The organism is Bacillus sp. FSL L8-0358, assembly GCF_038593095.1.
Lineage (GTDB): Bacteria > Bacillota > Bacilli > Bacillales > Bacillaceae > Bacillus > Bacillus subtilis.
The window spans coordinates 2,008,628-2,034,133 of sequence record NZ_CP151962.1; the positions used below are offsets into that span (position 1 = coordinate 2,008,628).

Sequence of the window (25,506 nt, forward strand, 5' to 3'; positions counted from 1 at the left end):
ACACCTTTTCAAAAGTTAAAGATCTTTCACGAGATCTTCGATGCTAGATAATGCAGACAACGTTAATTCCTTATTGCTGAAATCGCTCAGTGTTTTTTCGCGTGCTTTTTTCTGCGAACAATGCTCAATCGTCTCGATAAGATGCCTGTGAAAACGATCCATAAAGCACTCAATTGAGTGTTTGCTGAACACTTGGGTGTATACCGCTTTTACTTGAAGCCGTCCGTCCGTAATGAGAGCATTGATGTCCAGCTCATACTCTCGTTCTCTCTCACCCGCTATTTCGTAACGGGGCTTGTAATATGATAATTGAAACGTTTCAGCTTCCTTCTCTTTGCTAAATTGACCGAGATAATTAAAGCTGACCTCAGGCTCTTTATGCCGCAGTTCTCCTATGTGTGTTAACAATCCGTATCCAGTTCCTTTATTCGGTACTCTTCTCAGCATATCTTTTGTCGTCTTAATTCGGTATGCGAGCTGATCCTCGAAAGGCTCGGGAATACCCATGTCTAGCAGAATAGGATAAATGGAAGTAAACCATCCAACTGTCCTTGAAATATCAATGTTTGGCACATGCCCTTCTCTACCGTGTCCCTCAGTGCTGATCACGATTTGGTCATGCCCAGCCCATTCAGAAAGCGCCATTCCTAAAGCCGTAAGCAAAAGTTCGTTGGCATCAGTGCCATAGGCTTGCTGGGTTTCAAACAGCAATTTTTCAGTCCAGTCCCCAGATAGTACAAACGCTGCTGCGTCGCTGTTCATTTGGAGTCTGTCCGGCACATTTTCTATGTCCTTAGGAAGAAAAGCAGTGTGAGCGTCTAAAATCGTTTGCCAATACGTTTTCTCTGAAAGCAATTGCTTACTTTCAGCTATTTGGGTAAGACCATTGGCGTAGGCCAAATAAGAATCCGTTTTTGGCGGTAATTGGATTTCTTGCTTTTCTAAAGCCTGCTGATATGCTGCAGCTAAATCCTCAAGCAGAATTCTCCAAGAAACGCCATCTATCACAAGATGATGAAGTGCAATCAGCAAATGATCCCCTTCTGCCGTTTTAAACAAACCTGCTTGCAGCAAAGGCCCTTTTTCTACATTCATTTTGCTTTGAATGACGGTTTCCTCAGCGGCAAGTTTTTCATCAAGGTGAGCCCCTTCTAGCGATGCTTTTATCCAATCTGAAATATAAAGGCCAAACAGTTCATGATCCTTGTGATTGATTCCGCGATTAAACTGAATGACATGGCCGTTTTGGTCACGTTGGAAAATCATGCGAATGGCATCATGATGCTCGGTTATTTTACGCAGCGCTAGATGAAGCGCGTTAGCATTGAATCCTTTTTCACTGAAAAGCATGACGGACTGGTTGTAATGATAGTGAAAAGCATGTACCTGTCCGAAAAATCTTCGCTGAATCGGGGTGAGTTCAGCTTCACCTTCCACAGGTCCCTGGTCCGCTTGAGATGCCAATGGTGTGATATGTCCGCATAGTTCCTGAATCGTTGAATAACGGAATAAGTCGCGTATTGTCATGCTCCAGCCTTCAGCTGCCAGACGTGCTGCCACTTGTAATGCTTTAATTGAGTCTCCGCCAAGCTCAAAAAAGGAATCGTGAATGCCGACTCGTGACATGCTCAGTACATCTTCCCATATATACGCCATCGTTTTTTGTATGTCGTTAACTGGTGCGGTATATGGACGCGATAACACATTATTTGGAGCCGGCAAGGCATTTCTGTCCAGCTTTCCGTTTAGGGTCAGCGGCATGTTTTCTAAAGGAATCAGATGTGCAGGAATCATATACGCTGGCAGCTCCTTTGTTAAAGCAGCACGGAGAGCATTCGTATTGACGTCTGAAGGCACAATATATGCTGCCAAACCAGCCTGTCCATTTTTATCATGCTGAACGGCAACAGCAGCTTCTCTGACAAGCCCCGTTTGAAGCAGAACACTTTCAATTTCTTCTGTTTCAATTCTGTATCCATTTATCTTTACTTGATAATCCATTCGGCCAAGAAGCCGGATCGTTCCGTTTGGAAGCCAGCATGCTCGATCACCGGTTCTGTACAGCCTTTCTCCAGAGACAAATGGATTTTCTGTAAATTTCATTTGCGTTAAGTCAGGTTTATGATGATAGCCTTTCGCAACACCTGCCCCGCCGATGCACAGCTCGCCGGCAACACCGATCGGCTGAATTTGATCAGTCTGGCTGAGTACGTACATGTGTACATTCGGCAGCGGGCTGCCGATTGGTACGTTATCTCCCGTACACTCTCCACCCATACTGGTTTCATAAAAGCTCGAATCAATGGTTGCCTCTGTGACACCATAGCTATTAATAATGCGCATGCTTTGGCCAAAGCGATCTGTCAATGTTTTGAAATCTTGAGCTTTCACCATGTCGGAACCAAGAATCAGTATGTCTAAGTCAGGAAGCTTGAACTGGTTACGGTATACATACTCCATCACCGGGATAATGAGAGCTGGTGTCGACTCCATCACCGTGATTCTCTGAGAGTTCATGATTTTATATATTTCAGCAGGTTCCAGCCGTGTTTCATCTGGGCAAACGATTAGAGTCCCGCCGTTGGACAATGTTCTCGCCAAATCTCCTGAGAAGACATCGAATGAAAAGCTCGCGATTTGAAGCAGTCTGACAGGCTTCCGATCCAGCTCATATATTTGACGCCAAGCAAGAGCAGCATGAGTAAAGTTCCGATAGGTGACAATGACGCCTTTAGGCGCACCCGTCGTTCCTGACGTATAAATGATATATACCGGCTCTTCAGGAGCAGGAGATAAGTTAAGGTTGCAGCTATTTTCTTCATAAGAGCTTTCATCGTCAAGGCAGATGGGAGACATCTCAGATTCAGGCAAGTTTGAAATCAAATGCTTCAACTCCTGCTGTAAAAGAAGAATATCTGCCCCGCTATCACGAAGAATGTATTCAATACGAGCTTTTGGATAATGTGAATCGATCGGGATATACACTCCGCCAGCTTTCATCACTGCCAGCACTCCAACAATTGCATCGATGGACCGCTTGGCTAAAACAGCCACAGTTGGCTTCGGTCCTTTTCTGTTTTGCAATGTTCGTGCCAGACGATTGGCTCTTTCATTTAGAAGTCGATAGCTAATCTCTGTTTCGTTATCAATAACAGCTATATGTTCTGGAATTTCTTCAGCTTTCGCTTCAAATATGCGATGAAAAGGAACATCTTTTTGAGCAAATTCAACTTGAGTTTTGTTAAATTCAAAGACTATTTTTTGTTTTTCTTTATCACTAAGTATGTTTATTTGTGCAAGGCTTGTTTCAGGGGTTGAAAGTGCCGCATGCAGAAATTCGATAAAATGATCAGCCCAGCGTTCAATTGTAGCTTTCAGGAATACTTCTGTACTAAATTCCATTTCGCAGCAAATAGATCCACTTATTTCCGTAGCTATTAATGTGATATCAAATAAAGAAATGTGATGTGCGAAATTGGCAGGCCTGACTTTTATTTCTCTCAGATCTATGTCCTGTTTTTCTACATTTTGAAGGATAAACATCGCATCAAACACTGGGTTCCGGCTCATATCTCGTGTCAATTCAAGCTTATCGACAAGTTCTTCGAACGGGTAATCCTGATGCTCAAAGGCTTCCAATGCTGTCTCACGTACTTCCTGCAAATACTGTACAAACAGCTTCCCGCCCTCCGGGCGCGTCCGAAGCGCCAGCGTGTTCACAAACATGCCGAGTATCGGCTCAAGATCCTTGTGCGGACGGCCGGCGATTGGCGAGCCGACGATGATATCTTCCTGTCCGCTTAAGCGTGACAAGAACGCGGTGTACGCCGCAAGGAGCACCATGTACAGTGTGCTTCCGTTTTCTCGTGCCAGCTTGTGAAGGCCTGATGCAACCTCTTGATCCAGCGTAAATGAGACCTTGTCACCCGCGAAGCTTCGCACCGGCGGGCGGGCATGATCAGCGGGAAGATCCAGCACAGGCAGCTCGCCCTCGAGCTGCTTCAGCCAGTACGCCTCCTGCGTTTTGTACGCGTCTCCTGTTTTGAATCCTTCTTGCCATGCGGCATAATCTTTATATTGAATACGCAGCGCCGGAAGATTCCGGTTGTTGTACAGCTCGCCGAATTCCCGAATCAGAATGTTGACGGAAACACCGTCTGAAATGATGTGATGCATATCAACCAGTAACAGGTGCCGCTCATCTGATACCTTTACGATTTGGGCACGGAACAGCGGCGCTTGGCTGAGATCAAACGGTTTGATAAATGCGGCTGCGGCCTCCTCTTCGGTTCGTGCGCCGAGAACTGTAGTCTGTAACGTAAACGGCACCTCGTCATGGATGCGCTGCACCGGATCGCCTCCTGCGTCCTGTTCGAAGGCGGTCCGAAGCGACTCGTGGCGCTTGATCAGCTCTTTGAAAGCTCTGTCCATCCTTTCAGGGTTGAGCTTCCCTTCGAGCTCTAACACAGCCGGCATATTGTAGCCTGTCCCTCCGTCCTCCAGCTGCTGAAGGACATAAATCCGCTTTTGGGCAGAGGAAACCGGATAGGTTTCCTGTTTTTCAGCGGGCTTAATCGCTTCATATGGACTGTCCGTTCCTTCACGGATAACGGTAGCCAGTCCTTCTACTGTCGGATGGGCAAACACATCTTTTAGCGGCAACTGTACATCGAATTCTTTGGCGATCCGTGAGACAAGCGCCGTTGCTTTTAAGGAATGTCCCCCGCGGTCAAAAAAGTTGTCGTGAATCCCGACAGGGCCATTTTTCAGCACATCCTCCCACAGCTGAGAAAGCTTCATCTCAGTCACGTTTCTCGGCGCCGTGTAGGTCTCCGCATCTGCCGCTCCGCCAGGAGCTGGCAGGGCGTTTCGGTCAAGCTTTCCGCTTGGTGTAACCGGCCACTGTTCCATCTCTATCATATAGGCTGGGACCATGTAGCCCGGCAACAGTCTCTCAAGCTGCGCACGGACTTCGTTTCTTCCGAGCCCTTCTATATAAGCGCATAATTCCGGCTCGCCGCTGTCTGTCCGTACGGTAACGGCTGCCTCCCTTACGCCTTCTATGCTTCTTAGTGCCGCTTCAATTTCTCCGGGCTCAATCCGGTAGCCGCGGATTTTCACCTGATCATCCGTGCGCCCGAGGAATTCAACATTCCCATCAGGGAGCCAGCGCGCCACGTCTCCTGTTTTGTACATGCGTTCCCCCGGGTAAAACGGGTCTTCTAGAAAACGCTCCTCCGTTAATGCCGGCCGATTCAAATAACCTCTGGCAACACCCGCTCCAGCAATATACAGTTCGCCGGCGACACCAGAAGGCTGTACGGCTAAATGCGGATCTAAAACATACAAACGCGCACCAGGTACGGGCTTCCCAATCGGAATCCGCAAACGATCCCTGTCCCGTTCTGGATCCAATACGTAAAATGCCGCGTCTACCGTTGCTTCTGTCGGTCCGTAACCATGGATTAATGATACCTGCGGCAATACAGAAGCAAAACGGGCTGCCGTACGCGGCGCAAGCGGTTCACCTCCGGCGAATACACGCTTTAGGTTTGTCCCGTCACCGAGCGCTAACATTTCCGCTTGATCGAGAAAGCTGTTCAGCATAGCCGGAATAAAATGAGCCGTTGTCACTTTTTCCTGATGAATGGCTTGTATGATCAATGCGGGGTCTTTTTCCCAGCCGGGCGGAAGCAGATACGCCGAAGCACCGGAAAGAGCCCACCAAAACAGCTGCCACACAGACGCATCAAAGGAAAAAGAGGTTTTCACCATGACAATGTCATCTTCCGAAAGCGGAAATTGGTGCTGCATGCCGGTCAGAAAGGAAACAGCCTGGCGGTGCTCAACGGCCACTCCTTTCGGCTGCCCGGTAGAGCCCGATGTATAGATGACATAGGCGAGAGATCCGTCGCTAACAGAAGCAGACACATGACGTTTTACTTCTTCACGATCAAGAGATGTCATGTCAACTTCAAGCGTCTCTCCAGAAAAGCTCGGTGCGGAGCATCCCGGCTGCGTCAGCAAGAGCGATGCCCCGCTGTCTTTCAGCATGTAGCTCAGCCGCTCCTTTGGATACGCAGGATCAAGCGGCAAATACGCCCCTCCGGCCTTCAAGACAGCAAGGACAGCGATCAGCATGTCAGGTGAGCGTTCAGACAGGACACCGACGATACTTTCGTTTGTGACGCCGCGTGCCGCAAGGTGCGCAGCCAGCCGGCTGGCGTACATGTCAAGCTCAGCGTATGTCAGCGAACCGCCTGAAAAGCGAATGGCCAGCCGCTCCGGTGTGAAAGCTGCCTGTCGCTCAAACAGCCCATGCAGGGTGAAAGCTTTAGGCGAAACAACTTCCGTCTTGTTAAACTCACACAACAATTTTTGCTTTTCTCTTGTATTCGTCATATCTAATTCTCTTATAAAGCTGTGCGGATGTTGAAGGGCGTTTTCCAGTATGGTAAGCAGATGAGATTGTATTCGTTTAATATCCTCAAGAGAAAACAAGGTATTTTGATAGTCGAAATTTAATTGAATGGTTCCATTGTCTATCCGTTCTTGTATTTGAACTGAAAGCTCGTTCGCGGTGTATCCGCTGAAATAAAGCGCTGTTTCATAGTCAAAATCATCTGCATTATGCCACTGAAGTGGCTGATACTGCATAGATATACCGATAAGGTTGTGTAAATCCTTCTGTTCATTTCTTAATTCATTTACAAGCAAATTATAAGGAAACCGTTGATGACGCATAACGGAAAGCTGTTCCCTGCCTATTGTGCGGGCAAAGGAAAGAAAATCTGTGTCAGGATCAACCGTTATTCTGATTGGAAGAGAACTAACAAACATGCCGAGCATTTCTTTTTCAGCCTTTGACCCTCTGTTGCCATAGTAGGTGCCAATGGCAAGATCTTTTTTAGAAGTGATTCGGCTGATGCATATGTAAAATGAAGCCATAAATAAGGAAATGATATTGATCTTGTGTTCTTCGCAGAAAATTCGAATCGTTTGCTCTAGATCAGGTGAAAGAATGATGGTGTCTCTGGATGCAGATGTGCTCTGTTTTTGTAAGGACGTTTGGTCGGCTAACGAGTGGTATTCCAACGGGTGCTCAAAGGTTTGCGTCCAAAATAAACGGTCCTTTGCAAACCGCGGAGATTGTAGATATTGACTCTCTTTTTCGATGTAGCTCAAGTAAGAAGGTTCCGGCTGATCAGGTAAAGGATCTTTCTTTTTCATTTTTTGATAAAGATCTATAATTTGATTTCCCATCACGTTTAAAGAGATTCCATCCATTATGATATGATGGAATTTCGCAAATAGCCAAACTTCATGAGAGTCAATTCTAAGGAGGTAAAATTGATAAAGAGGCGAGTTGAACAGTTTAAATGGAATGCTCGCTTGATCCTGAATCCATTGCTCTATTTCTATCATTTCAACATTTGAAAAATCAATTATTCTAAGTGGATAATATTTATATTCAGTAAGGTGCAATCGCGGCTCAAGCTCTTCTCCTTCTAACAGCTGAAATCTAATGGCGTCGTTGCGGGAGATGGAATGATTCAGCGCTCCCTCCAGAGTATCAAGCTCAATATTGCCTTTGAATTTCACACAGGCTGTGAGATTGCAAATGCTGGTATTTGGCTCCAGCAGTTCGGTAAACCACACTCTCCTTTGGGCATGGGTTAAAGAATAAGTATGTTCGCTCAACGGATTCCCTCCAGTTCTCATAATAAGAGGATAAGAAAAAGTAGAAAAAAGCAGAAAAATGACAATAAAAGAAATTATATGACTATATAATCCATATATGCACTATATTAACGGATATTTTTTAAAGTACAATAAAAAACATTAAATTTTTATAACATTTTTTTGAATATAGTATTATTTCTTTATTTTTCGTTTCTTTTTTTATCAAATTTCCGGATATAAAGTGATAAAAGTATTGTTTTGCATAAGGTCTTATACACTACTTTTTAATCGAACTAATTTGCTTTTGTGCATCATTCTTCTAATTGTTGGAAGGTTCGACAAAGCGTTATTACAGACATAAAAAAACCTGTTTTCTCTTGGAAAACAGGTCTGCCGCTATTATTGATTTGCCAAAATGACAGCGATTTGATCCTCAATATCTTTTCCATCCTCTTCATCAATCAATCCATTTAGAAGAATAGAGAAAACAAGTTTTTTTCCGCTCTTTGTTTCCGCGTACCCAGATAGAGAGCTTACCGTACTGAGCGATCCGGTTTTTGCTCTTACTTTTCCTTGTGCAGGAGTGTCTTTCATGCGGTTTCTCAGCGTTCCGCCCACCATTCTGTCAGGATTGCCCGCAACAGGTAAAGAATTTAGATAAGCCGAGAACCAACTCTGATCCTGAATGTCATATAACAGCTGTGAAAGTTGATCTGAGGATACAGCATCAATATGTGAGATTCCTGATCCGTCCCTTAAGACGAGTGATTTAGAATCAACACCAAATTCCGGAAGCGTACTGTTTAACACTTCGAGTCCCTTTTCCCAGCTCCCTTCTCCTTTTTTCACTTTCCCCATCTCTTTTACGAGCACTTCGGCATGTCCGTTATTACTTAATTTCATGAACGGCACAAAAAGTTTCGATAAAGGCATTGAGCGATGAGAGAGCAGCACATCTGAAGAACTAGGTCCTTCACCCGTCTTGATGTCCCCTTTCACAGTAATTCCTTGTTTTTTTAGTGACTGCTTAAATAAATCTAAGGCATATCCGGCAGGCTCCCAGACAGAAATCCACTCCTTTGTCTTGTTTGCGTCAACCGGTACGCTCCCTTCAATTGTAATCGTGTTTGTTCCATGCTCTCTTTCGATTGTGAGGTCTTTCTCTGAACCGGCAGCAGTCGTTTTAGCATCGTTCTTTATCGTTATATAATCGGTTTTCGGAGAGACAGACACGGCAGGCTTTTCCCCTTCTTTTTGATTTGGGGTGACCTCAACAATCACAGTGCCTGCATCATAGTCTTCGTTTGGAGACGCTGTTAGAGCGGAGATTGGCGCGCCATAATATGTGTATTCATCGCTCCAAGGCATATCAGGTGATAATCGCATGTCATCATACCACGTATCATCACCGATCAGATTGCCTTTAATTACTTTTACGCCGGAATGTTTCAATTTCTCAGCCATTTTGTCAAAATCAGATGGTAAAAGTGTCGGATCACCTTTCCCTTTCAAATAAAGGTTACCATTCAGCTTTTTCCCTTTCAGTGTGCCATCCGTCCGGACCTCGGTTGTAAAAGAATAGTTCTCGCCAAGGACAGAAAGTGCCGCGGCCGCTGTCAAGAGCTTTAGAGAAGAGGCAGGTCTCATTCGGGTGTCTCCTGAATGTTCATATAGAACAGCACCTGTTTCCGCAGAGCGAACGGTGATGCCGGCCATTGCGCCTTCGAGGGCAGGATGATCAGCTAAAATCTTATCGATCTGCTCGGAAAGTGCATCTTGTTTTTCAGCGGCAAGCGCATCCTGATGCATATAAGGCACCGAAGCAACGACGAAAAGCAGTAAAACAGCAACATAAAGCTTTATGCTTTTTTTCATTAATTTCCCCGCCTCTCTGCGCTTCATCATTGGCTATTGATGATTCAGTTCAATGGTGATACTGCTTTTAGCTGTCGTTTCTTCTCCCGGCTCCAGCACTTGTAAACCAGTGAGTGACGAAGGTAAATCAAGATTCACTGCGTTTGTCACCCATGTGTAAGGTTCAGGGCATAAATACCCTTGTTTTCCGTCCGCATTGTATACAACCCAATGTTTAAACTGTTCATCTGCCTTATAAATAATGCTGATATGTGCATGCTGATGATAAATGACTGCCTGGTTTTCTCCGCCCCTCTTCTGATAAGAAGATAAAAAGACATCATCCAGCTGCTTGTGGCGCAAATCCATTCCTTCATGCAAAGCTTCTTTATTCGGTACATCCATCAGTTTCCCGGTCGGCAGCAGGCGTTCATCCAACTCCCATTGCTGATCTGCTGTCAGGGAGAATAACGAGCTTTCTGCCGGAAACACAAATGTAGTATGATAACCAATTCCCCAAGGAAACGCTTCCTTTCCTTTGTTCATGACCGTCGCATGTTTAAACAGAGTATTCCCTTTTACCGTGTATGTCATCCGAACGACGGCATGGTGAGGAAATTGCTTATACACATGGGGGAGCTCAGAAAGATCAATTTCTGTTTCAACAATCACTTCTTCATCAGTTTTCTTCGCGGTCACTACGTTCCACTTTTCATGGTAAAGAAACCCATGAAGATGGTTGTGTTTATCCTTCTCGTTGATATCAAAATGATACGTTCTGCCCCGGAAACTGAATGTACCGTCACTTATGCGGTTAGGCGGGAACAGGATTGGAATGCCATACAATGTTGGTGTGTCGTGAAAACTTTCTGCTGTTTCCGGTTCACGCAAAAGCTGGACTTTTGTTGTTTTGTCCACGAGAGAAATGACGTTGCTCCCCCACTCAGGGACAACAATCATTTCTAGATGTTCGTTGCCCGCTTTGATGGCCGGCGTTCCCAAATACGTGATTTTCTCAATAAAGTTTGCCATGTTTACTCAACCTCTCCTTGATTCATTGCTAGTATAAGAATTCAATGTACTGTACCATATTTCCTCCATTTTATATTTTCCCCTATCAAATAAAAAAACACCGTTCAAACTTATGAACGGTGTGATTCGGAGACTATTGGATGAGACGTGTGATTTGTTTCTTTTTCCAGACGAATTGATAATACCCATAAATCAACAGCAAGCTGACGGCAAACGCAGCTGGATAACCAACCCAGACGCCGAGTATTTCAAGCTTTGTATAGTGAGAAAGGACGAAAGCGACAGGCACCTCTACTCCCCAGATTGCAAAAATACTGATGACGGTCGGCCATAAAACCGTTCCGCTTGCCCGCATCGTTGCAGAAATAATTTGGGCATTTCCAAACAGCAAATAGCTCCACAATGTAATCATCAAAAGACGGTGCGCAATGTAAAGCGTCTCTTGCTCGGTTAAAAATAACGATAAAATCTGATGTGAAAAAACATAGATCAGAATAATCAGTACGCCGCCAATGATATAATTCAGCCAAATCCCCACGCGAATGACCTGCTTTAAGCGGTCAAACTCGTTTGCCCCGATCGATTGCGCAGCGAAAATAGAAACCGCAATACCAAGGCTAACGGCCGGCATCTGTACATAGCTGGCCACCTGGTTGACCACTCCGTATGCAGCTGTTGCATTAGAGCCGTAATGATTGACGAATGAAATAACCGCTATCTCTGATAATGAGACAAGAATCATATTGATGCTTGCTGGGACCCCAAGACGCAGCAGGAGAACCAGCAGTTCCTTATCCATTTTCAAATAACGACGCACTGTTTTATCAAATTGCAGCGGGTGTTTTCGTTTTCGTAAATACACCATTAACACGAGAAAAGTCGCAATCGTGGAAATGACAGTTGCATATGCCGAGCCGTATATGCCCAGTTTCGGAAAACCAAACATGCCAAGGATTAAAACAGGCAAAAGCGCGATGTTGATGACCGTGCTCACAATCAGCGTATAAAACGGTGTCTTGGAATCTCCTGTTCCGCGCAAAAAGGTAGTATATGCAAAATATAAAAACATAAACGGCATAGCATAAAATAAAATACGTGCATAGTTAGCGCTGACATGAATGACATTTTCAGGTGTTCCCATTAAACGAAGGATATCCAGGGTGAAAATACTGCCGATAACGGCTAACACAACGCCTAATAAAAATGTAAACGTGAGCGTCGTCCCGACAACAGCCTTTAGCCGTTCCTCATTTTTCGCTCCGTAAGCTTGTCCGATCAGAATCGAACTTCCTGAACCGATCCCAATCGTAAATGAGATTAAAAGAAAAAATAACGGGAAAAAGGATGATACAGCTGCCACTGCATCAACACCAAGCCATCTGCCTACAGCCATCATCCCGACTAGCTGACCGACTGATTGCAGCACATTGCTCAGCAGAAGCGGCACCAAAAAGAGTGACATCGACCGCCAAACTGATGGTTTGCTTTTCTTTTGAGTTACAAGAGGTTCTTGTGATGTTTCCATATTAAAGGACTCCTTTATTTGAAATCGTTTTTAAACATGCCCTCATTTTTTGACAAAAACAGGATATGTAACATGTTATTATTCATCATTGCACATATGAAACCCTTCCCGATTCTTCTAATTTTACACATCTTTTTAGCTTATGAAGAATAAACTAGCAAGTAATGGCGTATTTTTTGTGAGTAAAAGAATAAAAAATAATTTATGCAAAAGTATTGTAATCTACCCGTAATCATTGTAACATTTGTAATATAAGAGAAAGAGATTTTGAAGGAGAGAGCGATAATGAAAAAATGTCTTCTATTTCTAACAACCATTGCACTTATTCTGTCATTAAGCACAAATGCATTTGCGAAAAATACATCAGGCGATTTATCACAAAAACAAGCATTACAGTTGGCATTATCCGCTAGAGAACATTTTTGGAACACCATGAGCGGCCACAATCCGAAGGTGAAAAAAGCAGTTTGCCCATCAGGCACATTCGAGTATCAAAATCTTCAATATGTATACATGTGCAGTGATCTAGGCACTAAAGCAAAAGCGGTGAATTACTTAACTCCTATTTTTACAAAAACAGCAATCGAAAAAGGCTTTAAAGATTATCATTTCACTGTTTCAAAAGGAAAACTTGCTGTTCCAATCGGTGACGGAGACAATCTTTTGAATTGGAAAAAATCAACTGCTAAACTGGTCTCTAAAAAAGGCGGCACAATCACATACGAATTTACCGTCCCTACTTTAGACGGATCCCCTTCTGCAAAACGGAAAGTGACATTCGTGAAAGAAAATAAAAAATGGAAAGTCAATCAATTTGACGCAGTTATATAAGAAAAACGCCCGGTATAAGCGGGCGTTTTTATTTGGTTTGCATAAAGAAAGACAACAGGCAAAAAGTGCCTGTTGTCTTTTGAATATAACGCTCTAGGAGAGATTCGAACTCCCGACCTGCAGTTTAGGAAACTGCTGCACTATCCGCTGTGCTACTAGAGCTTTTGGTATTTATATAGTAGCTCTGATGATCAATATTTTCAAGCGATTTGTATTAAAGCCCTCCAAAAACCTTATATGCGGCTCTTGTCGTATCTTCATCAATACCGATATACCGCATTGTAATTGATGGTGATGAATGATTCAGTATTCTCTGCAGCTCGGCGATGTCTTTCGTTCGCTGATAAAAATGATAGCCAAACGTTTTCCGGAGTGTATGCGTCCCTATCTCCTCAAGTCCGCACGCCGCAGCAGCCTCTCTTAAAATTCTGTAGGCCTGAATGCGGGAAATCGGCTTCCTGGTCCGCACTGATTTAAAAAGATATTCGTTTTCCTTCATGTCTTTCGTATACTCGTATATTTCCTGTTTCAGCGATTCTAAAATAAGAATCTTTCTTTTCTTTTTCGTTTTGCTTTCAGTCGCCCATAAATGATCTTTATTTTGAACGTCCTTCACTTGCAGCGGCAGAATATCAGAAATGCGGAGCGCGCTGTTGATGCCGAAAATAAACAGAAAATAATCCCGCTTATTTTTGTTAAGCAAATACTGTTTGACTTCTTGGATTTTCTCTAGACTGCGAATCGGCTGTACAATATGCATCAAAAAACTCCTTAAAAACCGTTATGTAACGTTTTGAGGTCTATGTTACTATTATAGCTGAAAAACGTTGAATGTCAAAGTGCGGCGGCGTTTATGTAACATAATATACATAGTGTTACATAAGCTTTTAAAAAAGCTTCTTAAAACCTTCACCCTATAAAATAAGCTTTAAAGCCTCTTATAAAGCTTTTAACCTCTTGGATACTTATCCCCCTACTAATCATCAAAAATCCTCTTAAAACGAAATCTGACGCTCCCAATTTTCTGGAGCTTCCACAAAAAAACATACAAAAAAAGACACAATTTCAAATTGTGTCCTAATCCTCATCCTTTACATCAATATCTTCCGGGATTGGTTCATTTAATATTTCCTGCACCAGTGCTTTGTAATTCTCCAGCTGTTCGAGATGCGTGTTGAACTGCTCCTTATAAATCAAAAATTGCTCCCCGTCATGAACGGCTCTGATTTTCCCTTCGAGCACCAAGCTTTTAATATAATCCTCTGAAAGATTTGTATATTCTGCTGTTTCTTCAATCGTTAAATACATATAGCAGTCCCTTCTTAATCCGTATGCTGATTCTAATATAGCACATGGCTCATATCAATATAATCAATTTTGCACAGAAAAACGGCTTTATGTACTATATAATATACCATTTGTCACTTGTGAAAACGCTGTAATTTTTTTACGCTAAGATTGTAACAATACAGCTTCATATAGGAGGGAGAACATGAAAAGAACGTGGAACGTCTGTTTAACAGCTCTGCTTAGTGTTCTGTTAGTCGCTGGAAGTGTCCCTTTTCACGCGGAAGCTAAAAAACCGCCCAAAAGCTACGATGAGTACAAACAAGTAGATGTTGGAAAAGACGGCATGGTTGCGACCGCACATCCTCTTGCTTCTGAAATCGGTGCTGATGTGCTGAAAAAAGGAGGAAATGCTATTGACGCAGCGGTTGCCATTCAATTTGCACTCAATGTAACAGAGCCGATGATGTCAGGCATTGGCGGCGGCGGTTTTATGATGGTGTATGACGGAAAAACGAAGGATACAACGATAATCGACAGCCGTGAGCGTGCTCCAGCAGGCGCAACCCCTGACATGTTTTTGGATGAAAACGGCAAAGCAATTCCCTTCTCTGAACGTGTGACAAAAGGTACTGCCGTTGGTGTTCCAGGCACGCTGAAAGGGTTGGAAGAAGCCTTGGATAAATGGGGAACCCGTTCAATGAAGCAATTAATTACCCCTTCTATTAAACTCGCTGACAAAGGCTTTCCGATTGATTCAGTGTTGGCAGATGCCATTTCTGATTATCAGGAAAAACTTTCACGGACTGCCGCAAAAGATGTATTTTTGCCAAATGGCGAACCGCTTAAAGAAGGAGATACCCTTATTCAAAAGGATTTGGCTAAAACATTTAAGCTTATTCGCTCCAAAGGCACTGACGCTTTTTATAAAGGAAAATTCGCCAAGGCGCTTTCTGACACTGTCCAGGATTTCGGCGGATCAATGACAGAAAAAGATTTAGAAAATTACGACATTACAATTGATGAACCGATTTGGGGAGACTATCAAGGCTATCAAATTGCTACTACTCCTCCTCCAAGCTCCGGCGGTATTTTCTTATTGCAAATGCTGAAAATCCTTGATGATTTTAACCTTTCACAATACGATGTCCGCTCATGGGAAAAATATCAGCTGCTTGCTGAAACGATGCATTTGTCATATGCCGACCGTGCGTCTTACGCAGGTGATCCCGAATTTGTAAATGTTCCTCTCAAAGGCCTGCTTCACCCCGATTATATTAAAGAACGCCAGCAATTAATCAACCTAGATCAAGTGAATAAAAAACCGAAAGCCGGTGACCCTTGGAAATACCAAGAAGGATCAGCAAACTATAAACAAGTTGAACAGCCGAAAGACAAAGTAGAAGGCCAAACAACCCACTTTACAGTTGCTGACCGTTGGGGAAATGTTGTTTCCTATACAACAACAATCGAACAGCTGTTCGGAACGGGTATTATGGTCCCTGATTACGGAGTCATCCTAAACAATGAATTAACGGATTTTGATGCGATACCAGGCGGAGCTAACGAAGTACAGCCAAACAAACGGCCTTTAAGCAGCATGACCCCGACGATTTTATTTAAGGATGACAAGCCTGTCCTCACTGTTGGATCTCCTGGCGGGGCCACGATTATTTCATCCGTTTTGCAAACCATTCTCTACCACATTGAATATGGTATGGAATTAAAAGCAGCTGTTGAAGAGCCGAGAATTTACACAAACAGCATGAGCTCTTACCGTTACGAGGACGGAGTTCCTAAAGATGTCCTCAGCAAGCTAAACGGCATGGGCCACAAATTCGGCACAAGTCCGGTGGAAATCGGAAACGTACAAAGCATATCGATCGACCATGAAAACGGCACCTTTAAAGGCGTAGCTGATTCAAGCAGAAACGGAGCGGCGATCGGCATTAATTTAAAACGCAAATAAAAAGAAAAAACTGTACTCGCTTCAAATGAGTACAGTTTTTTATGCAGATCTTTAATAACAACGGGCATTGCTGATGCTCTGTATCCCTGATTGCAATCCAAAATGACAGAATGATGACTGCTTCTTTGACAAACGTCTTTATTCTGCTAATGCCCGTCTATCTTCATCTTTTCATTTCGTTTATCTCATCAAGAAATGTCTGAAACGCACTCGTAATAAAAAAGTCTTTCCTGTATATAAAGACGATCTCTAAGTCTTGATATGCTGGTGGCAGTTGATGAATCCACACATTTGTACGATGCTCGGAGCAGTCAACAGCGGACTTTGGGAGCAGCGCCGTACCCATCCCGGCGGAAACACCTTTTATAATTGCCTCCAATGTGCCAAACTCTATGATTTTTTGATTGTGTATGCCTGCTTCCTCTAGTAATCTTTTGACCCTGTCACGATGAGAACAGCCAGCCCCAAAAAGGAGCATCGGCTGCTGAAGCATGTCTTCTGCCGTCCCTTCTCGTGATGAAATCAAAACTAATTCATCATGGGAAACATGGAGTTGTCTAACTGCAGCGTGTTCAACCGGCCCATATACAAAAGCGCCATCAACTTTATGATCAAGAACCTGTTGAATCAAATGATGCGTATCAGCTGTGTTCACTGATAAATCCACTTCAGGAAAACGCCTGAGGAAGGATGCTGCATGCTCAGGCAGATGCGTTACCGCCGTCGTTTCCAGTGATCCGATCCGCAAAGGCCCTTTTGGTTGCCTGCTCATTCGGGTCGATTTTTCAGCTTTGTCTAACAGCGATAATACTTGATCTGCATATTGTAAAAGATTTTCTCCTGCAGCAGTCAGCTTCATCCCCCGATTCGTTCGATGAAAAAGCCTGATATTCAAATCTTCCTCAAGCTTATGCACTCTGGCTGTCACATTCGACTGAACATAATTCAGCATTTGGGCTGCTTTCGTTATGCTTCCTTCGCGGGCAACAGCCTGAAAAATCTTTAAATCTCCGCTTTCCACGCGCTCTCACCTGCTTGCTATGATGAAAAGTGATATTAGCTATCATATTTGTTCATTTTACTCGAAGAAAACCGCTATGTAAAATATGTAAAGATATGAAAATACAATTCAATGAGGAGGCAGACAGCATGAAAGCTGTAATTCACAACGGAAAAGCCGGTCTTCTGGGGTTATCAGTTCAGGACGTTCCATCAACAAAGCCTGGATACGGAGAGGTAAAGGTTAGATTAAAATCTGCGGGTCTGAATCATCGTGACTTGTTTCTTATGAAAAACAAATCTGAACAAGATCCTCACGTGATCCTCGGTTCTGACGGCGCGGGTATCATTGAAGAGATTGGTGAAGGCGTGAAAAATGCTACTGTTCAGACAGAAGTAGTCATTTTCCCGACATTGAACTGGGATTTGACAGAGAATGTTCCACCTGTACCTGAGATTCTGGGAGGTCCTTCAGACGGAACACTTGCTGAATATGTGATCATTCCTTCACAAAATGCAATCAAAAAACCTGCTTATTTATCTTGGGAAGAAGCGGGCGTTTTACCTTTATCCGCTTTAACTGCATATCGGGCCTTGTTTACAAAGGGGCAATTAAAAAAAGGCGAGCAACTATTGATACCCGGCATCGGAAGCGGGGTTGCAACCTACGCTTTATTGATGGCTAAAGCGATTGGGGCAACAGTAAGCGTGACCTCCCGCAGTGAGGAGAAAAGAAAAAGGGCGCTGCAATTAGGTGCTGATTACGCATTTGACAGCTACAGCAATTGGGATGAGCAGTTGCAGGGAAAAAAGATAGATGTTGTTCTTGACAGCATAGGACCGCCCTCTTTTCGGAATACTTCCGCCATGTAAAATCAAATGGCCGCATTGTCAGCTTTGGGGCAAGCTCAGGGGATAATCTCAGTTTTCCGGTGCGTTCTCTATTCTTTCCTCAGGTCAATGTTTTGGGAACCTCGATGGGAAGCGGTGAGGAATTTCAAGCTATGCTCGCTTTCATTGACAAACATAAGCTTCGGCCTGTAATTGACCGGATATATCCTTTAGAAAAAGCATGTGAAGCATATAAAAGAATGCAGGAAGGCAGACAGTTTGGAAACATCGGGATCGTAATGGAATAAAAAAAGAAACCGGCCTGGCAGCCAGACCGGTTTCTCTTATATGATAATCCCCTTTATTTACGGAAGAACTGAACTCCCCATCAAATATCGATCCACTTCACGCGCCACTTCACGGCCTTCATTAATCGCCCATACGATTAAGCTTTGGCCTCTTCTTGCATCCCCTGCGGCGAATACACCATCGATATTTGTTTGATAATCCCCATATGCTGCACTGATTTTGTTATTTACTGAATCAACACCGAACTGTTTCAACAGCGGCTGTTCTGTGCCTTCAAAGCCGATAGCGATAAAGACAAGCTGAGCAGGCCATACTTTTTCCGTTCCAGGCAGCTCGCGGAACTCGTATTTTCCATGCTCATTTTTCACTTTTTCCATTTGGATGGTATGAAGTTCTTTCAGCTTTCCGTTTTTATCCGCGACCATTTTTGTCGTTTGAATGGAGTATTCTCTCGGATCTCTTCCGAATTTTGCTTCTGCTTCCTCGTATGCATATTCAAGCGTAAAGACGTGTGGCTGTTCAGGCCACATATTGTCATTCGCGCGGGCTGGCGGAAGTTTCGGGTGTTTGCCGAATTGGTGCACGCTTTTGGCTTTTTGACGCAGAGCAGTAGCCACACAGTCAGCTCCTGTATCTCCGCCTCCGATTACGATGACATCCTTCCCTTTGGCATCAATGAATTGCTTGTCTTTAAAATTAGAATCTAAATAGCTTTTTGTTGCAAGTGTCAGGTAGTCCATCGCGTAATGGACTCCTTTTGAGTCGCGGCCTTCAATTAAGAGGTCCCGCTGTTTTTGAGCGCCTGTGCATAGGATCACAGCATCAAATTGCTCCTTTAGCTCATCAGCTGTAATGTCAACACCGATTTCTGTGTTCGTGACAAAATCAATTCCTTCTTGCGTCAGCAATTTAATTCGGCGTTCTACAATGCCCTTTTCAAGCTTCATGTTTGGAATGCCGTATGTTAAAAGACCGCCCGCTCTGTCTGAGCGCTCAAAAACAGTGACAGAATGCCCTGCTTGATTTAGCTGGTCAGCACTCGCCAGTCCGGCTGGGCCCGACCCGACGATAGCCACTTTTTTGCCTGTTCGTTTTTTTGGAATTCTAGGTTGAATCCAGCCGTTCTCAAATCCTTTATCGATAATGGTCCGCTCGATGTTTTTAATTGATACGGCCGGGTCTGAAATCGCTAAAGTGCATGATCCTTCACAAGGAGCGGGGCATACCCGCCCTGTGAATTCAGGAAAGTTGTTTGTTTTCAACAGACGTTCCAATGCTTCCTTCCATCTGCCCCGGTAGACAAGATCATTCCATTCAGGAATTAAGTTGTAAATCGGACAGCCGGATGTAAATCCGTTAATGTCAGCACCGATCTGGCAAAACGGTGTACCGCAATCCATGCACCGCGCCCCTTGCCGTTTCGATGCTTCTTCTGAAAAAGGAGCAGAATATTCTTTCCAATCCTTTAAGCGAGTGAGAGGGTCCCGCTCCGCAGGTTTTTCTCGTTTGATCTCCATAAATCCAGTTGGTTTCCCCATGTTCCTCTCCCCTTCCTTACTGTACTACCGCTTGTTTTTGTCCCGATGCTGCTGTATTCTGCTTTGGCTTCGTATTGGCCTCAAAAGCGAACATGATGGCTTCTTCATCTGATAAACCTGCAGCTTTTTGCTCTTGGATGCTTGCGAGCATTTGTTTATAGTTTTTCGGAATGACTTTGACGAATTTTTTCACACTGTCTTCCCATTGATCAAGCAGATCTTCTGCTTTTTGGCTGTTTGTATACGCAGTATGTCTTTCAAGCATTGCTTTGATTTGCTGGATTTCTTTCTCATCCTCTAATGATTCAAATAAAATCATCTCAAGGTTGCATTTGCGTTTAAACGCTTTGACATCTTCGGCCAGTACATAAGCGATTCCGCCGGACATACCTGCCGCAAAGTTTTTGCCTACATCACCGAGAACGACAACGCTGCCGCCAGTCATGTATTCACAGCCGTGGTCGCCAATACCTTCTACAACTACGTTCACACCGCTGTTTCGAACGGCAAAGCGTTCACCAGCACGTCCGTTAATATATGCTTCTCCGCTTGTCGCACCGTAAAAAGCCACGTTGCCGATAATGACATTGTCATCCGAAGCAGAGTTGAATCCTTCTGGTGACTTGACGATGATTTTTCCGCCAGAAAGCCCTTTTCCGACGTAATCATTTGAGTCTCCGTCCAAATAAAGCGTCATCCCTTTAGGAACGAAAGCTCCAAAGCTTTGGCCGGCTGATCCGGTAAAGTGCAGCTTGATTGTATCTTCAGGAAGCCCTTCTTCTCCGTAGTACTTTGAGATTTCACTGCCGGTTATCGTTCCGGCTACACGGTTTGTATTGTTGATTTCGATAGAAACTTCCGCTTCTTTTCCAGACTCGATGGCTTCTTGTACGGCCGGGAGAATCGCTGTAATATCAAGTGATTGATCAATTTTATGATTTTGCGGCGATTGGAACGTCCGTACACCTTCAGGCTGATAAAGAAGGGTAGACAAATCAAGCTGGCTTGCTTTCCAATGTCCCTTTGCCCGTTCACTTACATGAAGTGCGTCCGTGCGGCCGATCATTTCATCAAATGTCTTGAATCCTAACGCAGCCATGTACTCACGAACTTCTTCAGCAATGAACATCATATAATTCACAATATGATCAGGATCACCCATGAATTTTTTGCGAAGCTCTGGATTTTGTGTCGCTACTCCGACAGGGCATGTATCCAAATGGCAGGCACGCATCATGACACAGCCGAGTACAACTAACGGAGCCGTTGCGAAACCAAATTCTTCGGCGCCGAGCAAGGCAGCCATCACAACGTCGCGGCCCGTCATGAGCTTTCCGTCTGTTTCTAATACAACACGGTCACGAAGTCCGTTCAGCATTAGTGTTTGATGTGCTTCTGCAAGGCCAAGCTCCCACGGAAGCCCTGTATGTTTAATACTGGTTTTCGGAGAAGCGCCTGTACCTCCGTCATAGCCGCTGATCACAATGACATCTGCAGTCGCTTTGGCAACACCTGCAGCGATTGTTCCTACACCTGCTTTTGACACCAGCTTTACGCTGATTCTTGCGCCACGGTTGGCATTTTTCAAATCGTGGATCAGCTGGGCTAAATCCTCAATCGAATAAATATCGTGATGCGGAGGCGGCGAGATTAATCCGACTCCTGGCGTTGACCCGCGGACATCGGCAACCCATGGATATACCTTGTTGCCAGGAAGCTGCCCGCCTTCACCCGGCTTAGCACCTTGAGCCATTTTAATCTGCAGCTCGTCAGCATTGACGAGGTAATGGCTTTTGACACCAAACCGTCCGGATGCAATTTGTTTGATCGCACTTCTTCTATCATCGCCGTTCTCATCTGGAACAAAGCGTTTGGGATCTTCTCCGCCTTCACCGCTGTTGCTTTTTCCTCCAAGACGGTTCATTGCGATTGCTAAAGCTTCGTGCGCTTCCTTACTCAAGGACCCGAATGACATCGCACCCGTTTTAAAACGTTTGACAATCGATTCAGCGGATTCAACCTCCTCCAACTTCAAAGGCTTGCGGTTTCCGTCAAATGCGAACAAGTTCCGCAAAAATCCGATGCGTTCTTCATCAGCCGCTTTTGTATACTGTTTAAACAGATTGTAATCATTTCTGCGGCACGCCCATTGCAAAGTATGAATCGTTTTCGGATTAAACGCATGATGCTCTCCGCCATTTCTCCATTGGAAGTCACTTCCCGGTTCAAGCGTTTTGCTGTAATCATCCTGATACGCTTCCCGGTGGCGGCGCTGTGCCTCTTCTGCAATTGTTTGTAAATCGATGCCGCCTAGCTGTGATGCAGTACCTGTGAAATAGCGGTCGATCACATCGCGGCTGATTCCTACAGCCTCAAAGATTTGGGCGCCTCTGTAGCTTTGCACAGTTGAAATTCCCATCTTGGACATCACTTTTACGACGCCCTCAGTAATGCTTTTTCCATATTTGCTAACCGCTTCTTCATAGCTGATATCCAAACGGCCTTCATCAATTTCCTGCTTGTAGGTCGCATAAGCGAGATAAGGGTTAATCGCATCTGCGCCATAACCGATTAACGCTGCAAAGTGATGCACTTCACGTGCTTCTCCCGATTCCACAATAATGCTGACCTTCGTACGCAGCCCTTTGCGGATTAAGTGCTGGTGCAGCGCGCTTACTGCCAGAAGCGGCGGAATTGGTGTCAGTCGTTCATTCATCTTTTTGTCTGATAAAATTAACAAACTTACGCCTTGGCTGATGGCTTTCTCTGCCTGTGTGAACATGTCCTTTAATCCGCGTTCAAGATCCTCTGAAAACAGCACATCAATTTTTTGGCTTTTTAAATCAGGATGAACAATCGTTTTCAATGCGTAAAACTGTTCATTGGATAAAACAGGTGTATACAGTTTAATCCGGCGAACATTTCGTTCACTTGGATGAAGAAGATCGCCTTCCGCACCGAGCCAAGTCATTGTTGAAGTGACAAGCTGCTCACGAATCGCGTCGATTGGCGGGTTTGTTACTTGTGCAAACAGCTGTTTAAAGTAGTTAAACAGTGATTGCGCTCGGTCAGAAAGTACAGCAAGCGGCGCGTCATTCCCCATTGAACCAAGGGGATCTTTGCCTTCTTTAATAACAGGAATTAGATATTTTTGGATATCCTCATATGTGTATCCGAATGCCTTCTGGCGAGTAAGAAGATCACTAAATTGTTCTTCCTCTCTTGACTCCGGATCAGGATTTACTTGTACAAGCTCTTCTTCAAGCCATTTTTGGTACGGATACTCAGTTGCAATTTGTGTTTTGACTTCTTCATCGGAGATAATACGGCCTTCTTCCAGGTCGATTAAAAGCATTTTCCCAGGCTCAAGGCGGTTTTTATATAAAACGTTCTCCTGTTCAACTTCAATAACGCCTACTTCAGATGAGAAAATAATATAATCATCTTTTGTGACATAATAACGGGCCGGACGGAGACCATTCCGGTCAAGGATCGCCCCGATTTGTTTACCGTCAGTAAATGAAATAGCTGTCGGTCCGTCCCAAGGCTCCATCAGGGAGCTATGGTACTCGTAGAACGCCCTTTTTTCCTTGGACATATGCGTATTTTCCGTCCAAGGCTCTGGAATGAGCATCATTGCCGTATGTGCCGGTTTGCGTCCAGCCATCACAAAAAACTCAAATGCGTTATCCAAAATGGAAGAGTCACTGCCATCAGCATTGAGAATCGGCAAAATCTTGTTTAAGTCCTCACCGAAGCTTTCAGAAACAAATTGCTGCTCACGTGCTCTCATCCAGTTGATATTTCCGCGAAGGGTGTTAATTTCACCATTGTGAACCAAATAGCGGTTAGGATGCGCTCTTTCCCATGTAGGGAATGTGTTGGTACTGAAGCGTGAATGAACGAGCGCAAAAGCAGAAACGAATGCTTCGTCTTGCAGATCAGAATAAAATGCATCAACCTGTTCAGGTGTTAAAAGGCCTTTGTAAACAATGGTCTGGCTTGAAAGACTGGCAAAATAAAAATCAAGACCTTCCGTTACTCCCCAATTTTCAGCCTGTTTACGAATGACATACAATTTTCGTTCAAAAGATAAATTGTCCTTTAGATCAGAACTTGCGCCGATAAATACCTGGCGGACAAACGGACAGCTTTTTTGCGCCACTGTTCCGATTTTTCCGACATTTACAGGTACAGTTCTCCATCCAAGAACGACTTGGCCTTCTTGTTCAATCAGTGCATTGATTTGCTTTTCAATTTTTTTTCTTTCATCTTCTTTCTGTGAGAAAAAGACCATTCCTACCCCGTAACGTTCTTTTTCTGGCAGATTGATGTCTTTGCACTCTTTTCTAAAGAAAGCATCAGGGATTTGAACCAGTAAGCCGGCTCCGTCTCCTGTATCCGGATCACTGCCTTGCCCTCCTCTATGGTCTAGCTGGCAAAGCATCTTAAGTCCTTGTTTGACAATGTCGTGAGTCTGCTTGCCCTTTAAGTGTGCATATAGGCCGATTCCGCATGCATCATGTTCAAATTCAGGACGGTAGAGACCTTGAGCTTTTGGCATTTGATTGTACGTCATAATTCCTCTCCCCCGATCAATTTCCGATAATACCGGTCATAAAATCTAACAACTCTATAATCATTGTAGGTTTTCAAAACGATATAAACAATATATAATTTAGATCAAAAGAATCTCAAAATGAGATAGATGGATGTGAGACAAACATGGAGCTGCGCCAACTGCGTTATTTTATGGAGGTGGCTGAAAGAGAACACGTTTCAGAAGCCGCTGATCATTTGCATGTGGCCCAATCAGCAATCAGCAGACAAATTGCCAATCTTGAAGAAGAATTAAATGTGACCTTATTTGAGCGTGAAGGGAGAAATATCAAACTCACGCCAATCGGAAAAGAATTTTTGATTCATGTAAAAACGGCGATGAAAGCCATTGATTATGCGAAAGAACAAATTGATGAGTATCTTGACCCGCATCGCGGAACGGTAAAGATCGGCTTTCCTACAAGCCTCGCCAGCCAGCTTTTGCCGACTGTCATTTCAGCGTTTAAAGAAGAATATCCGCACGTCGAATTTTTGTTGCGCCAAGGCTCCTATAAGTTTCTGATTGAAGCTGTCAGAAACCGCGATATTGATCTGGCCTTATTAGGGCCGGTGCCGACGAATTTCTCTGACATAACGGGAAAAATATTATTTACTGAAAAAATTTACGCGCTTGTTCCATTAAATCATCCGCTTGCTAAACAAAAAACGGTTCATTTAATCGATTTGCGCAACGACCAATTTGTATTGTTCCCTGAAGGATTTGTACTTAGAGAGATGGCAATTGATACTTGCAAACAAGCAGGCTTTGCTCCTCTCGTTTCCACGGAGGGTGAGGATTTGGATGCTATCAAAGGGTTAGTGTCCGCAGGAATGGGCGTTACCCTTCTGCCTGAAAGTACTTTTGCTGAAACAACACCTCGTTTTACTGTGAAAATTCCAATTGAGTTCCCTCAGGTAAAACGGACTGTTGGAATCATTAAACCGAAAAATAGAGAGCTTGCGCCTTCTGCGAATGATTTTTATGAGTTTGTCATTCAATTTTTCTCTAAGCTGGAGCAGTATCAATAAAAAAATGAACCCGAGCTTCT

12 protein-coding genes, 1 tRNA gene and 1 pseudogene are annotated in these 25,506 nt (G+C 44.1%); 4 read left to right on the forward strand and 10 right to left on the reverse strand.

Going from position 1 to position 25,506, the window contains the following annotated elements; translation table 11 throughout:
* Positions 1 to 15: 15 nt before the first annotated feature.
* From ppsA to NYE49_RS10050, 4 genes are all read right to left on the reverse strand, one after another.
* The gene (ppsA, locus tag NYE49_RS10035; protein ID WP_047182693.1) at positions 16 to 7,701 is read right to left on the reverse strand and encodes a plipastatin non-ribosomal peptide synthetase PpsA; all 7,686 of its coding nucleotides are present in this window, start codon (positions 7,699 to 7,701) and stop codon (positions 16 to 18) included.
* Between the two features lie 381 nt (positions 7,702 to 8,082).
* Positions 8,083 to 9,558 carry a D-alanyl-D-alanine carboxypeptidase/D-alanyl-D-alanine-endopeptidase gene (gene dacB / locus NYE49_RS10040; RefSeq protein WP_047182694.1) on the reverse strand — a complete coding sequence of 492 codons (1,476 nt, stop codon included), beginning with the start codon at positions 9,556 to 9,558 and terminating at the stop codon, positions 8,083 to 8,085.
* Between the two features lie 33 nt (positions 9,559 to 9,591).
* The gene (galM, locus tag NYE49_RS10045) at positions 9,592 to 10,569 is read right to left on the reverse strand and encodes an aldose 1-epimerase (protein WP_047182695.1); all 978 of its coding nucleotides are present in this window, start codon (positions 10,567 to 10,569) and stop codon (positions 9,592 to 9,594) included.
* Between the two features lie 133 nt (positions 10,570 to 10,702).
* A complete protein-coding gene (locus NYE49_RS10050) occupies positions 10,703 to 12,094 on the reverse strand; it encodes an MATE family efflux transporter (RefSeq protein WP_004399508.1) in 1,392 nt (463 codons plus the stop codon).
* Positions 12,095 to 12,379: 285 nt separating this feature from the next.
* On the opposite strand from NYE49_RS10050, the gene iseA reads away from it, so the two are divergent.
* Positions 12,380 to 12,925: a DL-endopeptidase inhibitor IseA gene (gene iseA, locus NYE49_RS10055; RefSeq protein WP_014479968.1), complete on the forward strand. Its 546-nt coding sequence runs from the start codon at positions 12,380 to 12,382 to the stop codon at positions 12,923 to 12,925.
* An 89-nt stretch (positions 12,926 to 13,014) separates the two neighbouring features.
* Here iseA and NYE49_RS10060 read toward each other — a convergent pair.
* From NYE49_RS10060 to NYE49_RS10070, 3 genes are all read right to left on the reverse strand, one after another.
* Positions 13,015 to 13,087, reverse strand: a tRNA-Arg gene (locus NYE49_RS10060).
* Between the two features lie 52 nt (positions 13,088 to 13,139).
* Positions 13,140 to 13,685, reverse strand: a complete 546-nt coding sequence (locus NYE49_RS10065) for a site-specific integrase (RefSeq protein ID WP_003231473.1) — start codon at positions 13,683 to 13,685, stop codon at positions 13,140 to 13,142.
* 317 nt (positions 13,686 to 14,002) lie between these two features.
* Positions 14,003 to 14,233 (reverse strand): excisionase family DNA-binding protein, encoded by a 231-nt coding sequence (locus NYE49_RS10070; protein WP_047182696.1) that lies wholly within the window; start codon positions 14,231 to 14,233, stop codon positions 14,003 to 14,005.
* Positions 14,234 to 14,417: 184 nt separating this feature from the next.
* Here NYE49_RS10070 and ggt point away from each other — a divergent pair, with 184 nt between their 5' ends.
* On the forward strand, positions 14,418 to 16,181 hold the full coding sequence (ggt, locus tag NYE49_RS10075) for a gamma-glutamyltransferase (protein ID WP_047182697.1): 1,764 nt from the start codon (positions 14,418 to 14,420) through the stop codon (positions 16,179 to 16,181).
* Between the two features lie 163 nt (positions 16,182 to 16,344).
* Here the strand turns inward: ggt and yofA are convergent, their stop codons facing one another.
* Complete coding sequence (gene yofA, locus NYE49_RS10080) at positions 16,345 to 17,202, reverse strand: LysR family transcriptional regulator YofA (RefSeq protein ID WP_047182698.1); 858 nt, start codon at positions 17,200 to 17,202, stop codon at positions 16,345 to 16,347.
* A gap of 128 nt (positions 17,203 to 17,330) precedes the next feature.
* Between yofA and NYE49_RS10085 the strand changes: the two are divergent.
* Positions 17,331 to 18,319: pseudogene (locus tag NYE49_RS10085) on the forward strand (zinc-binding dehydrogenase).
* A 57-nt stretch (positions 18,320 to 18,376) separates the two neighbouring features.
* Here the strand turns inward: NYE49_RS10085 and gltD are convergent.
* Both gltD and gltB read right to left on the reverse strand, forming a co-directional pair.
* Entirely contained in the window at positions 18,377 to 19,858 is a 1,482-nt protein-coding gene (gltD, locus tag NYE49_RS10090) for a glutamate synthase small subunit (protein ID WP_047182700.1), read from the reverse strand.
* A gap of 16 nt (positions 19,859 to 19,874) precedes the next feature.
* Positions 19,875 to 24,437, reverse strand: a complete 4,563-nt coding sequence (gltB, locus tag NYE49_RS10095; protein ID WP_047182701.1) for a glutamate synthase large subunit — start codon at positions 24,435 to 24,437, stop codon at positions 19,875 to 19,877.
* 146 nt (positions 24,438 to 24,583) lie between these two features.
* Here gltB and gltC point away from each other — a divergent pair, with 146 nt between their 5' ends.
* Positions 24,584 to 25,486 (forward strand): glutamate biosynthesis transcriptional regulator GltC, encoded by a 903-nt coding sequence (gene gltC / locus NYE49_RS10100; RefSeq protein ID WP_004399246.1) that lies wholly within the window; start codon positions 24,584 to 24,586, stop codon positions 25,484 to 25,486.
* Positions 25,487 to 25,506 lie beyond the last annotated feature (20 nt).

Coding starts and splice junctions, on each gene's coding strand:
- NYE49_RS10065 (WP_003231473.1), bottom strand. CDS start 13,685: ATGCATATTGTACAGCCGATTCGCAGTCTAGAGAAAATCCAAGAAGTC.
- NYE49_RS10070 (WP_047182696.1), bottom strand. CDS start 14,233: ATGTATTTAACGATTGAAGAAACAGCAGAATATACAAATCTTTCAGAG.
- iseA (WP_014479968.1), top strand. CDS start 12,380: ATGAAAAAATGTCTTCTATTTCTAACAACCATTGCACTTATTCTGTCA.
- dacB (WP_047182694.1), bottom strand. CDS start 9,558: ATGAAAAAAAGCATAAAGCTTTATGTTGCTGTTTTACTGCTTTTCGTC.
- gltC (WP_004399246.1), top strand. CDS start 24,584: ATGGAGCTGCGCCAACTGCGTTATTTTATGGAGGTGGCTGAAAGAGAA.
- gltB (WP_047182701.1), bottom strand. CDS start 24,437: ATGACGTACAATCAAATGCCAAAAGCTCAAGGTCTCTACCGTCCTGAA.
- gltD (WP_047182700.1), bottom strand. CDS start 19,858: ATGGGGAAACCAACTGGATTTATGGAGATCAAACGAGAAAAACCTGCG.
- NYE49_RS10050 (WP_004399508.1), bottom strand. CDS start 12,094: ATGGAAACATCACAAGAACCTCTTGTAACTCAAAAGAAAAGCAAACCA.
- ggt (WP_047182697.1), top strand. CDS start 14,418: ATGAAAAGAACGTGGAACGTCTGTTTAACAGCTCTGCTTAGTGTTCTG.
- galM (WP_047182695.1), bottom strand. CDS start 10,569: ATGGCAAACTTTATTGAGAAAATCACGTATTTGGGAACGCCGGCCATC.